This is a genomic window from Actinoalloteichus caeruleus (genome assembly GCF_049311605.1).
Classification (GTDB): Bacteria; Actinomycetota; Actinomycetes; order Mycobacteriales; family Pseudonocardiaceae; genus Actinoalloteichus_B; species Actinoalloteichus_B caeruleus.
The window spans coordinates 585,216-598,523 of sequence record NZ_CP186005.1 but is presented as its reverse complement, the minus strand read 5'-3'; the positions used below and the strand labels follow the sequence as shown (position 1 = coordinate 598,523).

13 protein-coding genes are annotated in these 13,308 nt (G+C 73.0%); 5 read left to right on the top strand and 8 right to left on the bottom strand.

Annotated elements, in window-relative coordinates; genetic code table 11:
• Window positions 1-211: 211 nt before the first annotated feature.
• Window positions 212-652 carry a VOC family protein gene (locus ACOJVX_RS02720; RefSeq protein ID WP_030104258.1) on the top strand — a complete coding sequence of 147 codons (441 nt, stop codon included), beginning with the start codon at window positions 212-214 and terminating at the stop codon, window positions 650-652.
• A 701-nt stretch (window positions 653-1,353) separates the two neighbouring features.
• Here the strand turns inward: ACOJVX_RS02720 and rsmI are convergent.
• The gene (rsmI, locus tag ACOJVX_RS02715) at window positions 1,354-2,205 is read right to left on the bottom strand and encodes a 16S rRNA (cytidine(1402)-2'-O)-methyltransferase (RefSeq protein WP_418155586.1); all 852 of its coding nucleotides are present in this window, start codon (window positions 2,203-2,205) and stop codon (window positions 1,354-1,356) included.
• Between rsmI and ACOJVX_RS02710 the strand changes: the two genes are divergently transcribed.
• Window positions 2,206-3,828, top strand: coding sequence for a dolichyl-phosphate-mannose--protein mannosyltransferase (locus ACOJVX_RS02710; RefSeq protein WP_103055766.1), 1,623 nt, complete (start codon window positions 2,206-2,208; stop codon window positions 3,826-3,828).
• A 101-nt stretch (window positions 3,829-3,929) separates the two neighbouring features.
• Here the strand turns inward: ACOJVX_RS02710 and ACOJVX_RS02705 are convergent, their stop codons facing one another.
• Window positions 3,930-4,589 carry a TetR/AcrR family transcriptional regulator gene (locus ACOJVX_RS02705; protein ID WP_245588676.1) on the bottom strand — a complete coding sequence of 220 codons (660 nt, stop codon included), beginning with the start codon at window positions 4,587-4,589 and terminating at the stop codon, window positions 3,930-3,932.
• A 195-nt stretch (window positions 4,590-4,784) separates the two neighbouring features.
• Between ACOJVX_RS02705 and ACOJVX_RS02700 the strand changes: the two genes are divergently transcribed.
• A complete protein-coding gene (locus ACOJVX_RS02700; protein WP_026417424.1) occupies window positions 4,785-5,843 on the top strand; it encodes an FAD-dependent monooxygenase in 1,059 nt (352 codons plus the stop codon).
• A gap of 126 nt (window positions 5,844-5,969) precedes the next feature.
• On the opposite strand, the gene ACOJVX_RS02695 is transcribed toward ACOJVX_RS02700, so the two are convergent.
• From ACOJVX_RS02695 to ACOJVX_RS02670, 6 genes are all read right to left on the bottom strand, one after another.
• Window positions 5,970-6,701 carry an ABC transporter permease gene (locus tag ACOJVX_RS02695; protein ID WP_026417425.1) on the bottom strand — a complete coding sequence of 244 codons (732 nt, stop codon included), beginning with the start codon at window positions 6,699-6,701 and terminating at the stop codon, window positions 5,970-5,972.
• Between the two features lie 295 nt (window positions 6,702-6,996).
• Window positions 6,997-7,908 (bottom strand): ABC transporter ATP-binding protein, encoded by a 912-nt coding sequence (locus ACOJVX_RS02690; protein ID WP_030104259.1) that lies wholly within the window; start codon window positions 7,906-7,908, stop codon window positions 6,997-6,999.
• Window positions 7,909-7,943: 35 nt separating this feature from the next.
• Window positions 7,944-8,687: a hypothetical protein gene (locus ACOJVX_RS02685; protein WP_026417427.1), complete on the bottom strand. Its 744-nt coding sequence runs from the start codon at window positions 8,685-8,687 to the stop codon at window positions 7,944-7,946.
• Window positions 8,684-9,565, bottom strand: coding sequence for an ATP-binding cassette domain-containing protein (locus ACOJVX_RS02680; RefSeq protein ID WP_422647215.1), 882 nt, complete (start codon window positions 9,563-9,565; stop codon window positions 8,684-8,686). Before ACOJVX_RS02680 ends, ACOJVX_RS02685 begins: the two co-directional genes overlap by 4 nt.
• Window positions 9,562-9,927: a GntR family transcriptional regulator gene (locus tag ACOJVX_RS02675; RefSeq protein ID WP_026417429.1), complete on the bottom strand. Its 366-nt coding sequence runs from the start codon at window positions 9,925-9,927 to the stop codon at window positions 9,562-9,564. The genes ACOJVX_RS02680 and ACOJVX_RS02675 overlap by 4 nt, the downstream gene beginning before the upstream one ends.
• A gap of 470 nt (window positions 9,928-10,397) precedes the next feature.
• Window positions 10,398-11,189 carry a TetR/AcrR family transcriptional regulator gene (locus ACOJVX_RS02670; RefSeq protein WP_422647214.1) on the bottom strand — a complete coding sequence of 264 codons (792 nt, stop codon included), beginning with the start codon at window positions 11,187-11,189 and terminating at the stop codon, window positions 10,398-10,400.
• Between the two features lie 126 nt (window positions 11,190-11,315).
• On the opposite strand from ACOJVX_RS02670, the gene ACOJVX_RS02665 reads away from it, so the two are divergent.
• Window positions 11,316-12,284 carry a daunorubicin resistance protein DrrA family ABC transporter ATP-binding protein gene (locus ACOJVX_RS02665; protein ID WP_035273264.1) on the top strand — a complete coding sequence of 323 codons (969 nt, stop codon included), beginning with the start codon at window positions 11,316-11,318 and terminating at the stop codon, window positions 12,282-12,284.
• Window positions 12,281-13,093, top strand: coding sequence for an ABC transporter permease (locus ACOJVX_RS02660; protein ID WP_030104261.1), 813 nt, complete (start codon window positions 12,281-12,283; stop codon window positions 13,091-13,093). Before ACOJVX_RS02665 ends, ACOJVX_RS02660 begins: the two co-directional genes overlap by 4 nt.
• The last annotated feature ends 215 nt before the right edge of the window (window positions 13,094-13,308 follow it).

Here is a 13,308-nt window from a genome sequence, read left to right as displayed (position 1 = left end):
CCCCTCGCCGCCCCCGGCGGTGGTTCGCCCGCCGCCGGCCCGCCCGCCCTCCCGAGGGTCGGCGGATCCGGCCGCGTGCGCCGGGGTCGCCGTCACCCGCTCACGGGAATCCGGCCGGGGTGTCCGTTTCGTTCACGACACGCCACCCGGGCACGCCTAGCCTCGCTGTCGCCCCGCACGGAGGGCGACAGCGCGGAAGGAACGGAACGTCATGGCACAGCAGCACCTCACCGTGGTCACGCTCGGCGTCAGCGACCTGGACAGGGCGCGCCGCTTCTACCGGGACGGCCTGGGTTGGGAGGTGGTCGCCGACATCCAGGACACGGTGTTCGTCCAGGTCGGGCACGGCCTGCTGCTCAGCCTGTGGGGCGTCGCCGAACTCGCCGAGGACCTGGGCGGCGCGCCCCTGGAGCAGGAGGGCCCCGGTCGGTTCACCCTCGGGTGCAACGTGGGGAGCGAGGCGGAGGTGGACGCGGTCGTCGAGCGGTTCGTCGCCGCCGGCGGCTCGCTGGTCCGCCCCGCCGAGCACGCCTTCTGGGGTGGCTACCAGGCCTACGTCGCCGACCCGGAGGGTTTCCGGTGGGACGTCGTGCACAACCCGGGCCTGGCCTTCACCGAGGACGGCCGGGCTGTCCTCCGCGACCTCTCCTGAGGAAGGGCCGGCCCCGCGTCCTCCCGCTCGGCCCCTCCGGGCGCGCTCCCGGCCGAGATCGCCTCGGCCCCAGGGCTCCGGGCGGTGCTCCCCTCCTGGCCCCGCTCCGACCCGGCCGGTCGGAACGGCGGTTCCTGATCGCCGCCCCGCCTCGGGGTGGCCGCGCGCCTGGCCGCCGTCGGGCCGCCGGACGGGTACCCGCCCCGCTGCCCCCGGCCTGGCCTCGCGGGCGCACCACGGCGTTCCCCGCCGAGGTGCCGGCACCGGGTCGGTCGTCCTCGCGCCGGCTGGCCCTGGCCCTGCCTCGCCCGGCTCCGGTCTCCCGACCGGCTCGCGCCGCGGCCGGCGCGGGCCGGACGTCGGGTCGACCGCGGTTCGGGAGGGTCGGGGAGGACCACCCGGAGCCGGCGCGGTCCGTGCGGAGATCGGCCGGCCGCCCACGGCATGCGGGCTCGGTCGTCGTGTCCGCACCGCCGACCAGGCCGGACGAGCCGACCGGGCCGAGTGGGCCGAGTGGGCCGACCGGGCCGAGTGGGCCGACCGGCTAGGGCCCGGGCCGGGCGAGCGGGCCGGGAGTCGCCGGCGTCGAGGACGACGGATCCACGAGGGGTGCGGTGGACCGACACCGGCCCTCGTCATCGCGTCCACCCTCGGGGCCGGGAGCTCGGATGGGGACACCAGATCGCCCGGCGCCGGCGGGATCAGCCGCGTCGGGAGCGCAGCACGGCGTCGTAGAGTTCCTTCTTCCCCACCCCGGTGGCGGACGCGACGGCGGCGGCCGCGTCCTTCAGCCGCTCGCCGTCCGCCACCCGTTCCTCGACCGCGCCCACGAGGCTGGCCGGATCGGGAACGCCGGTGTCCTCGGCGCCGCCGAGGACGACGGTGATCTCGCCCCGCACTCCCGCCTCCGCCCACGCCGCGAGTTCCCCGAGACCGCCCCGCCGCACCTCCTCGTGCGTCTTCGTCAGCTCGCGGCAGACGACGGCCGGACGTTGCGCGCCGAGGAGCTCCGCCGCCTGCGCCAGGGTGTCGGCCAGGCGGTGCGGGGACTCGAAGAACACGGTGGTGCGGGGTTCCTCGCGCAGGGCGGACAGCCACCGGCCGCGTTCCCCGGTCTTCCTCGGTGGGAACCCCTCGAAGCAGAACCGGTCGCAGGGCAGGGCGGACACCGCGAGGGCGGTGGTCACCGCGGAGGGCCCCGGCAGGCAGGTCACCGGCAACCCGGCCTCGGCGCAGGCACTGGCCAGGCGGAACCCCGGATCGGAGACGCTGGGCATGCCGGCGTCGGTGACCACGAGAACGGTGCCGCCGTCCCGGACGGTCTCGACCAGGCCCGGCGTGCGGGCGGCCTCGACGGAGTCGTAGTAGCTGACGATCCGCCCCGTCGGGACGACGTCGAGGGTGCTGGCGAGGGCGCGCAGCCGCCGCGTGTCCTCGGCCGCCACCACGTCCGAGGTTCGCAGCGCGGCGACGAGTCGCGGGGAGGCGTCGCCGGCGTCGCCCAGCGGGGTAGCGGCGAGAACGAGTCGACCGGTTCCGGATATGTTGCCCACTTGGTCAAGCCTACGATCGGCGCCGTGAGCGTCCCCGCACCGCACACCACGGCCACCCCGTCGCCCGCCGGTGAGGGGGTGGTGGGCGTGGGTGAGATCCCGCCGGTGGAACCGCCCGACGGTGGTCGTGAGACGGCGCTCGCCAGGCTCAACCGGCCGATGCCCGCCGACCGCCTGCGCGGTTGGGTCGTGGCGCTCACCCTCACCCTGGTCGGCGGGGTGATCCGCTTCTGGAACCTCGGCCACCCGACGGACCAGGGCACGCCGATCTTCGACGAGAAGCACTACGTGCCGCACGCCTGGCAGGTGCTGCGCAACGGCGGGGTGGAGGACAACCCCGGCTACCGGCTCATCGTGCACCCCCCGTTGGGCAAGCACCTCATCGCGGTCGGGGAGTGGCTGTTCGGGTACACGGCCTGGGGTTGGCGGTTCAGCGCCGCCGTCGCCGGGACCGTGTCGATCCTGCTGATCGTCCGGATCGGTCGCCGGCTCACCCGCTCGACGTTCCTCGGTGGGATCGCGGGGGTGCTGCTGATCGCCGACGGGGTCAGCCACGTGCAGTCGCGGGTGGGGATGCTGGACATCTTCCTCGCGGTCCTCGTCCTCGCCGCGTTCGGTTGCCTGCTCGTGGACCGCGACCAGGTCCGTGATCGCCTGGCGGTCGTCGTGCGGGAGGGGCGGACCGGGGACAGCGTCTGGGGCCCCCGGCTCGGTGTGCGGTGGTGGCGGCTCGGCGCGGGTGTGCTGCTCGGCCTGGCCTGCGGGGTCAAGTGGTCCGGCGGGTACTTCCTGGCCGCGTTCGCGGTGCTCTGCGTGTTCTGGGACTACACGGCCCGACGGGCCGCCGGGGTGGACCGGCCCTTCCTCGGGGCGGCGCGTCGGGATCTCGGACCCGGGCTGTGGGCGTTCGTGGCGGTGCCGATCGCCACCTACCTGGCCACCTGGTGGGCCTGGTTCGGGTCGGAGACGGCCTTCGACCGGCACGCGGTCGGCGACGGGGTCGGCACCTCGTCCGCCTTCTGGTTCGTCCCCGACGCGTTGCGGGCGTTGTGGTTCAACAGCGGCAGCGTGCTGGACTTCCACAACGGCCTGGTCACCGACCCGGACGACCCGCACGCCTGGGAGTCGAAGCCGTGGACGTGGCCGATGGGGCTGCGGGCGATGCTCTACTACTACGACGGTTCGGTGACCGGCTGCGGGCAGGACGAGTGCGTGGGCGCGCTGATGCTGATCGGCACGCCGGCGATGTACTGGCTGGTGTTCCCGATGCTGGCCTGGGCGTTGTGGCGGGCGGTCACCCGCTACGACTGGCGGTACACGGCGGTGTTGGTCGGTTACCTGGCGGGCTGGCTCCCGTGGTTCTCGAACCTGGACCGCCAGATGTACTTCTTCTACATCACCCCGGTCGCGCCGTTCCTGGTGCTCGGTCTGACCCTGGTGCTCGGCCAGATCCTCGGCCCGGCGCGCCGGGGAACGGAACGGCGTGGCACGGGCCTGCTGGTGGTGGCGCTCTACGTCGGACTGGTGGTGGCCAACTTCGTGTGGTTGTGGCCGGTGCTGGTGGGTGAGCCGATCACGCCGTGGCGGTGGAACGCGGAGCTGTGGCTGCCCTCGTGGCGGTAGCCGGCCCGCCGGGCCAGGGGGTGCTGGTGGCGGTGGGTGCGCGGGACGGCCCGGGGTCGGGTTCGGCCGGGCCGCCCGGCTCCCCGGGTGGCCGTGCCCGGTCACGGGGTGGACAGGATCCCGCGCAGCACCAGCTCCACCGCTTCCTCGACGTCCAGCGGGGGTTCGGGGCGGACCAGCCGCTCGGTGATGATCCCGTCGATCATGGCCAGCAACAACCGGGCGCGGCGCTCCGGGTCCGGCGCGCCGAGCCCGCGCAGCCACCGGCCGCCCAGCTCCCAGAAGAACCGGGTGCGTTCGGTGATCTCCCGTCTCACCTCGGGGCGGACCCCGGCCTCGGCGAACAGCGCCCGACGGGCGAGGGTGAGGTCACGTCCGACGCCGAGCATCTGGTCGAGGAACCCGACCAGGTAGGCGACGAGCTGGTCGGGGGTGGCCGGGGCCTGGGCTCCGGCGGCCCCCGCCACGAGTGCCTCCTCCTCGGCGAGGATGTGGTCGAGCACCCCGGCGACGAGAGCGTCGCGGGTGCGGAACAGGTTCGAGGTCGAACCGGCGGGCAGACCGGCCGCCTCGTCCACCGCGCGGTGGGTCAGCGCCCGGGGACCGCCCCCGGCCAGCAGCCGGACCGCCCCTGCCAACACCTGGTCCCGCCGGGTGGACGAGGGATCCGCCCGTCGGTGCGGCGGGGGAGGCGCCCCCCGTGCCCCGCCGTCGGGGTTCCCTGGTCGGACCGCCCTGGCCTCCGCCACCTCGCTCCTCACTCCTCCCGTGGCCTCTCGTGACGAGCCAGCGTCGCAGGCGGAGCGGGCCGCCACCGCTCCGGGTGGCCGCCACCCCGCTCGGGAAGCGGGACGTCCACGCCCGCGAGCCGCTGCGGTGTCGGTGGCCACCGGACGATGACCGCCGCTTCCCGGATCCCCGCGCACCACTGCTCACTACAGGTGTAGTTTACGGGCATGGGAAGACGAGCTGTCGTCGTGGGAGGCGGCATCGCGGGCCTTGCCTGCGCCGCCGCGCTGGGACATCGCGGGTGGGACGTGTCGGTGTGGGAACGCGACCACGCCCACCGCCCCGAGGGCACCGCACTGGGCATGTGGCCCGCCGCGCAGCGGGCCCTGGAACGGCTGGGGGTGGTGGACGAGCTGCGGCGGGTCGCGGTCCGGCAGGGTTCGTTCGTCCTCCGTTCCTCGACCGGCAGGGTCCTGGGAGGCACCGACGCCGAACGCATGGAACGACGCGCGGGCCTGCCGACCGTGCTGGTCGCCAGGCCGACGTTGCTGGCCACCCTCAACGCGGCGGTCCCCGAGGGCATCGTCCGGTTCGGGGCCGAGATCGACGACCCGAGCGCGCTGCTCGCCGACTGCGACCTGCTCGTCGGCGCGGACGGCATCCGCGGCGTCGTCCGGCCGGCCTTCTTCGGCGACCGCACCGAGGTGCGGTACGCCGGGGGGGTCGCGTGGCGGGGCGTGGCACCCATCGAGGTCGAGGGGCACGGTGAGATCTGGGGGCGGCGGTCGCTGTTCGGCCTGACGGGCATCTCCCCGGGCAGGACGAACTGGTACGCCACCATTCGCGGCCCCGAGGACGCGCCGCCCCCGCCCGACGACCTGGCCCACGTCCGCCAGTTCTTCGGGGACTGGCCGGACCCGGTCCCCCAACTGCTGGCGGCGATGGACGGCGAGACCATCCTGCGCAACCGGCTCTACGAGCTGCGCCCACCGCTCCGGTCCTTCGTCGCCGGCCGGGTGGCGCTGGTGGGGGACGCCGCGCACGCGATGCCCCCCAACCTGGGGCAGGGCGCCTGCCAGGCCCTGGTGGACGCCGTCACGCTGGCCGACAGCGTGGGCGACGGATCGGATGTCCCGGCCGGGCTCCGCGCCTACGACCGGGCGCGCCGCCGGCCCGCGCAACGGGTGGCCGCCGGCGCGCACCTGCTGTCCCGGGTCGCCCAGGCGGACCGGCTGGCGACGCCGAGGAACGCCCTGGCACGCCTGCTCCTCCCCCGGCCACGCTGACCCCGCGGTCGGGCGCGGGATCGGGATCGGGGCCGGGGGAGGCGGGCCGGACCCGGCGCGCCCACGGCGACGCCACGGCTGGTTCCGGCCCCCGACCACCCCGGAACCAGCCGCCCGCCCACCGGATCAGGCCCAGCGGAAGAACCGGGCGGCCACCACGCTCCCGAGGACCGTCCACCCGATGAGCACCCCCACGTGCAGCGGGCTCGGCCACTCGCCCACCACCGTGGCGTCGAGGGCCTGGACCAGGGCGCCGAGCGGGACGAAGTCGCTGATGGCCCGCACCAGGTCGGGCATCGCCGGCCCGGGGGTCCAGGTCCCGGCGAAGAACGCCATCGGGAAGAACAGGGCGTTGCCCACGCCCGAGGCGACGCGGCCGTTCGAGCACAGCGCGGCCGACACCAGGCCCAGCGACATCAGGCAGCCGATTCCCAGGACGAGGACGAGGAGGTAACCGACGAGGGTCCCTGGGGCGCTCAGCCCGAACGCGAGGCCGCCGACGAGGTGGACGAGGATGATCGACACGGCCGCCGCCCCGCAGTTGACGGCGGCCTGCGCCGCCAGCACGACCGACGGCCGGGCCGGCGTCGCCGACAGCCGGCGGAGCACCCCCTGCTCCCGGTAGGTGGCCATGAAGGTGGGCAGGCTGACCAGCGCGGTCATCGCGACGCCCATGCTGATCGCGATCGGCGCGTAGATGTCGATGAGCGCGCGTCCCCCGAAGTCCTCGTCCCCCAACGGGATCAGACCGATCAGGACCATCAGCAGCGCGGGGAAGATCGGGGCGAACCCGGCCGCGACGGGATCGCGGAGGAAGAGGCGGACTTCGGTGGTGACGGTGGTCCGGACAGCGGACATGGTGGTCCCCCAGGAGAACGTGAGCGGTGGTGGCGCGGTGATCGCGCCGGACGGACGTTGGGACGAGCCGGCGGCCCGACCGAGGGCGGCGGGCGGCTGAGCGGCCGTTCGGCGGACGACCAGGATGTCGAGGCGGGAGCGGGCGACCCGCCGTTCGCCGGGGCCGGGGCCGGTGCGCCTACCGGTCGGGTTTCCGACAGCGGGGCGGGAGGAGTTCCCGGGGGTCGGTGCTGACGACCACGGGCCGGGAGCGGGCCGGAGCGTTGGTGGCGGGAGGTGCGGAGCGGGTGGTTCGTCAGGCGGCGGCGCGGTCGGCGCCGGTCAGTTCCACGAAGGCGTCGTCGAGACCGGGTTGGTTGACCCGCAGGTCGGTCACCCGGACTCCCCTGAGGTGCAGGGCCTCGTAGATCTCGGTCAGGCTGTCCTCGCCGCCGACGACGACCAGGTGCTCACCGCGCCGCTCCACCCCGCTGACCGTCGGCAGCTGGGCGACGAGGTCCTCCACCCGCTCCCCCACCGCCCGGAACCGGATGCGGTGCGGGAGCCCGGACCGGCGGACCAACCCCGCGGCGGTGTCGATGGCCACCGTCTGGCCGGCGTCGATCACGGCGAGCCGGTCGCAGAGCCGCTCGGCCTCGTCCATGAAGTGCGTGACGATCAGCAGGGTCACCCCGGAGTCCCGGATGCTCTCGATCAGCCCCCACGTGTCCCGGCGGGCCTGCGGGTCGAGCCCGGTGGTCAACTCGTCGAGAACCGCGACCTTGGGCCGACCGACGAGGGCCAGCGCCACCGAGAGGCGCTGCTTCTGGCCACCGGAGAGCTTCCCGAAGCGGGAGTTCACCTTGTCCCCGAGGCCGAGCCGGTCCACCAGGTCCCGCCAGTCGACGGGATTCGGGTAGAAGGAGCTGTAGAGGCGCATCGCCTCGGCGACGGTGATCTTGTCCGGCAACCGGCTCTCCTGGAGCTGCACGCCAACCCGCTCCCGCACGGCCTGCCGGTCCCGAGCCGGGTCGAGACCGAGGACCTTCACCGCGCCACCGTCCCGCTCGCGCAGCCCGGTCAGGCACTCCACGCTCGTGCTCTTCCCCGCCCCGTTCGGGCCGAGGATGCCGAAGATCTCCCCCTCCTCCACGCTGAACTCGACGTCGTGGACGACCGCCCGCCCGCCGTAGCTCTTGCGGAGACCCCTGATGTCGATCACCGTCATGGTTCACCCTCTCGTCTCTGTGGTTCCGGTTGGTGTCAGGAGGTCGGCCGGCGCAGCGGCATGTCCCGCATCAGCCGGTGGTTGAGCAGGAGCATCACGGCGACCGCGGCGATCCCCAGCGGAACGCTGGCCGCCGTGGGGAGTGGTTCGATGCCCAGCGCGTCGTAGGCCTGGCCGACCCAGCCGACGCCGAGCAACGCCTCGGGCAGCAGCCCGAGCAGCAGGCAGGGCAGCAGGAGTCCCAGCCCGCCCCAACCGCCGTACCTGCCGAAGACGGAGCCGATCAACCAACCCAGGACCATGAAGGCGGCCAGGGCGATGAAGTGCTCCAGGAAGACCGTGCCCACCTGGGTCGAGCCGTCGAACAGGTGCGGGGTGCGGTAGGTGATCGGGATGCCCGTCCCGTCGAGGACGAACCACTCGACGAGGAACAGGCCGGCGATCACCGCCGCGGCGACGGCAGCGCCACCGAGGGCCAGGGTGGTTCCCGCCCAGAAGAGCTGGCGGCGGGTCACTCCCATCGGCAGGTAGTGCGCGAGCAGGGTGCTGGTGACGATGAGCGCGAGCGAGCCGAGGAAGAAGCGGGGGGAGCTGTTGGCCAGGAGCTCCGCGTGGCTGGTGGATTCGTCGGTCCGCTCGCCGAGGCCCAGCTCCACGTAGGCGATGACCGTGAAGACGGCGATGGCGATCGCGAGGTAGAGGGCGCTGATCCACAGCATCGTGGGAGCGACCAGGCGGGTGACCGTGAGCGCGGGGCTACGTCGGGTCGTGGTGGTCATCGCCGGTCCTTCCGGGTGAGGTGGACGAACAGGTCCTGGAGGCGCACCGGTCCGGCCTCGACGCCGGCCGCCCTGGCACGGGAGAGGGCGTCCTCGTCGAGGTCCCCGTAGACGGTGATCGACTTGGTACCGCCGAGGACCTGCTCGTTGAGGACGGTGAGGCCGTGGCGCAGGTCGTCGACGGCCTGGGCCGGCCCGGTCAGGCTGACTCCCCGGCTCCGGAGGTCGTCGGTGTCCTCGTGCACGAGCAGTCGCCCCTCGTCGAGGATGAGGACCTCCTCGAACAACGAGTCCACCTCCTCCACGAGGTGGGAGGACATGATCACCGTGCGGGGATGGGCCATGTAGTCGGCGAGCACCTCGTCGTAGAAGGCGTAGCGGGAGGGCGCGTCCAGCCCGACGTAGGCCTCGTCGAAGATCGTGACCGGCGCCCGGGACGCCAGCCCGACGATGATGTTGAGCGCCGACCTCTTCCCCAGCGAGAGCGAGGAGATCCGCTTCCGCTGCGGGAGTTCGAAGAGGTCGACGAGGCGGTCCGCGTACTCCTGGTCCCAGCGGGGGCGCAGCGCGGCGGCGGTCCGGAGGAAGCTCCCGACCTTCCATATCTCGTCACCGGAGTCCTTGATCCGGTCCTGGACCAGGCAGACGTCCGGCATGATCCTCGGGTTCTCGAACGGGTCCTCCCCGTCCACGAGCAGGGTGCCGGCCGTGGGCTTCGCGAGGGAGGCGACCAGCGATAAGAGCGAGGTCTTCCCGGAGCCGTTGCGTCCGATGAGGCCGTAGATCCCACCTCCGGCGAGGCGGAAGTCGATCCCGCGCAGCGCGGGGGATCCCCGGTAGTCCAGCCGCAGGTCCCGGGCTTCGATCGAGTAGGTCACTTCTGGGTCCCCCTTCCGGTCTCGATGTGCCGCACCACGTCGTCGAGCGAGATGCCGAGGACCCGTGCCTCGGCCAGCATCACGTCGACGACCTCCCGGAAGAAGCGCTCCCGGCGCTGGGCCAACAGCACCGGCCTGGCCTCCCCGCTGACGAACATCCCTATTCCCCGCCTCTTGTAGAGCACGCCCTCGTCGATCAGCTGGCGGAAGGCCTTGGCCGCCGTCGCCGGGTTGATCCGGTAGAAGGCCGCGTACTGGTTGGTCGACATGACCTGCGTGTCCGCCGAGAGCTCTCCGGAGAGCACGTCGTTTTTGATCTTGTCCGCGATCTGTTGGTAGATCGGACTCCGGTCATCGAACACGTACGTCCTCCGGCGTCCTTGGGTTCGTTACTCATGTAGTGAACCACATGAGGAGTAGACACGACAAGGACGATTCCCGGCGTGCGACCGACGAAAGGGGCTCCACCACCAGGAGAAGGCCGCTGACCTGCGACGGAAGCGCGCGCACTGACCGCGAGAACCCCCGGGGCCACCATGCCGACAGGAGCCCGGACCCTCCGGGTGGGCGAGAGGTTCCCGCCACGACCGACGAACCCCCCACCGCCACGGGGGACCCAGGCGAGAACCGCCCCACGGGGACAGGGGGCGGGCCGACGCCGTCCCGGGAACCCGCGGTCGAGGGCCCCGTCGGGAACGGGCGCCCCCCGCCAGCCCAGCCGGAGGAACGCACCACGTGCCGGGCGGAGCCGCGCCGGAGCCCGACCCCGGTCACGCGGACACGCGGGACCCCCCGGCGGGCGCGACCGGGTCACCGAGGTCGACGAGGCGGGTCAGACCTCCTGGTCGGAGCCGCGGCGTGTCGCGCGGACGCGCGCCTCGACACCATCGAGGATCCGGGCCAACCCGTAGTCGATGGCGCTCCCGGTGTCCTCGGGGCGCCCCTCATCACCGCCCTCGAAGACCCCGGCCGACATGAGGCGCACCAGGTTGGGGTACCGCTGGGGGTCGACGACAGCGCCCAGCGTGGCGGCGTAGTTCTGGATGTGGGCGGCGGACTCACCGGAGGGGTCGCCCGCACGGGCACTGCCCAGGTCGAGGCTGATCCGGGAGAGGTCGCGCAACGCGCCAGTCAGGAACAGCGCGGTGAGCAGGGTCTCCTCCTCGCTCAGGCCGCTGCCGCCCAGTGCGCGCAACAGCTCCTCCATCCACGCGAGCTGGTTGGGACCCATCGGCGGCGTGTTCAGCTGGGCCCGGACCAGCCACGGGTGCCGGCCGTAGAGGTCGACCAGGCCCCGGGAGACGATCTCCACCTCCTCCCGCCAGCCGCCGGGCGCGCCCGCCCCACTGGGAGGGCCGGCAGTCGCGGCGTCGACCATGAGGTCGATCAGCTGCTCCTTGCCGGAGAGGTACCGGTACAGCGACATCGTGCTGTAGCCGAGTTCGGCCGCGACCCGCTGCATCGACAGCTCGTCGAGCCCTTCGGCGTCCGCCACCGCGATGGCGGCGGTGACGATCTTCGTCAGGCTCAGCCTCGGTTTCGGCCCCCGGGACGGTCGTGCCATCTGGTCCCGCCAGAGCAGTTCCAGGCTGCTTGGCCGTGCGTCCTCGCCGTCCGCTGTCATCGCCCACCCATCACGTCGGTTGACGACGATCCTAAAACTGTGTATGAAATACACACAACAGTGTGCGACATACACAGTTTCTCTCCGGCGGGTCGCCCGCCTCCCTACACCTCACGGGGACACCACATGACCACCACCGCCTTTCCGATCCAGGCGAGCGGCCTGCGCCGCTCCCTCGGGTCGACCCAGGTGCTCGACGGCGTCGACCTCCGCGTGCCACGCGGAACGCTGCTGGCCCTGCTCGGCCCCAACGGCGCCGGGAAGACCACCACCGTCCGCATCCTCAGCACCCTGCTCCAGCCCGACTCGGGCACCGCCACCGTCAACGGCCACGACGTCGTGACGGAGGGGGCCGCCGTCCGCAGATCCATCGGCCTGACCGGTCAGTACGCGACCCTCGACGACCTGCTGACCGGGCGGGAGAACCTGGTGATGATGGGTCGCCTGCGGCACCTCGACCGTCGCGCCGCCCGCCGGGACGCCCAGAACCTGCTCGAACGCTTCGACCTGACCGAGGCAGCCGACCGACCCGTCCGCACCTACTCCGGTGGGATGCGGCGACGCCTCGACCTGGCCGCCAGCCTGCTGGGCGGTCCGCCGGTGCTCTTCCTCGACGAACCGACGACCGGGCTCGACCCGAGGAGCAGGGTGAGCCTCTGGGACACCGTCCGCGAACTGCTGGCTTCCGGGGTCACGATCCTGCTCACCACCCAGTACCTGGAGGAGGCCGACCAACTGGCGGACCGGGTCGCCCTCATCAACGGCGGGCGGATCGCAGCCGAGGGCACGTCCGACCAGCTCAAGAGGCGGATCGGCACCGCGCGTCTCGACCTGTCCTTCGCCACCGAGGCCGAACGGCACCACGCGGCGCGGCTCCTGCTCCCATCCGAGGCAGCACGGGACACCGGGGAAACCAGGCTGAGCGTCCCGGTCGACGGGGTCGACGAACTCGGCCACCTGATCGGCCGGCTGGGACACGCCGGCGTGCGAGTGGCCGACTTCGAGGTCAGCAAACCCACCCTCGACGACGTGTTCCTCTCCCTGACCGAGGACCGCGCGTCCACCGGCCCGGCCCCCGTGGAGGCACGGCGATGAGCGTTCAGACGATGCCGTGGCTCACCCCGGCCCCGCCGCTGCCCTCCCCGGTCCGCCGAGCCACCTCGGCGAGCGCCGTCCTCGTCGGGCGGGGGTTGCGGCACCTGAGGCGCAGTCCGGAACAGGTGGTCCTCGCGGTCGCCGTGCCCACCAGCATCCTGCTGATCTTCCGGTACCTCTTCGGCGGTGCGATCGACACCGGAGGCGCCTACGTCGACTACCTGATCTCCGGGGTCATCGCCATCGGCGTCGGCATCAGCGCGATGTCCACCACCAGCTCGGTCAGCCAGGACATGACGAACGGGATCGTGGACCGGTTCCGGTCGCTGCCGATGCCCGCCTCGGCGGTCCTCGTCGGCCACGTCGTGGCCACGGTGGCCCGTGCGCTGATCTCGTTGACCACCCTCATCCTGGTCGGGCTCCTGGTCGGGTTCCGCCCGTCCGCCGGCGTGCTGGAATGGCTGCTCGCGATCGGCCTGCTGGTCCTCTTCGCGCTCGGCTTCGCCTGGTTGGCGGCCCTGCTGGGGCTGCTGGCCAGCAGCGTGGACGCGGCCAGCGGCTACGGGACGATCCTGCTCTTCCTGCCCCAGGCCAGCAGCGCCTTCGTCCCCCCGGAGACCATGCCGACCGCCCTGCGGGTCTTCGTGGAGAACCAGCCGATCAGCCTCGTCATCGACGCCGTCCGGGGACTGCTGTTGGGAGTGCCCGCCGACGGGGCCGGCGTGGCCGCCGTCATCTGGTGGACCGCGATCACCGCGGTGGCCGTACCGCTGGCGGCCGTGCTCTACCGGCGACGAGCGGTCGGCTGACCGACCACCAGGCCGGACAGGACGGCGGCGGGCGAGCCCGCGCCGCGTCGTTCGTCACAGATGACTTCTCGACCCGCGAGTAACAGTGTTGTGTGACTCGCCGCGCGAGTTCGGCGCGAGCGGCCACTGACGGCAGGACGCCTCCGACACCCGGCCCAACCCGGCCGGGCCCGGCGGAAGCGGACCCGCTCTGGGGGTGTGGCCGCTCGCGCCGG

What these genes read in the sequence shown, in the direction of transcription:
- ACOJVX_RS02720 (WP_030104258.1), top strand. Translation starts at nt 212, where the DNA reads ATGGCACAGCAGCACCTCACCGTGGTCACGCTCGGCGTCAGCGACCTG.
- ACOJVX_RS02700 (WP_026417424.1), top strand. Translation starts at nt 4,785, where the DNA reads ATGGGAAGACGAGCTGTCGTCGTGGGAGGCGGCATCGCGGGCCTTGCC.
- ACOJVX_RS02695 (WP_026417425.1), bottom strand. Translation starts at nt 6,701, where the DNA reads ATGTCCGCTGTCCGGACCACCGTCACCACCGAAGTCCGCCTCTTCCTC.
- ACOJVX_RS02690 (WP_030104259.1), bottom strand. Translation starts at nt 7,908, where the DNA reads ATGACGGTGATCGACATCAGGGGTCTCCGCAAGAGCTACGGCGGGCGG.
- ACOJVX_RS02685 (WP_026417427.1), bottom strand. Translation starts at nt 8,687, where the DNA reads ATGACCACCACGACCCGACGTAGCCCCGCGCTCACGGTCACCCGCCTG.
- ACOJVX_RS02670 (WP_422647214.1), bottom strand. Translation starts at nt 11,189, where the DNA reads ATGACAGCGGACGGCGAGGACGCACGGCCAAGCAGCCTGGAACTGCTC.
- ACOJVX_RS02665 (WP_035273264.1), top strand. Translation starts at nt 11,316, where the DNA reads ATGACCACCACCGCCTTTCCGATCCAGGCGAGCGGCCTGCGCCGCTCC.
- ACOJVX_RS02660 (WP_030104261.1), top strand. Translation starts at nt 12,281, where the DNA reads ATGAGCGTTCAGACGATGCCGTGGCTCACCCCGGCCCCGCCGCTGCCC.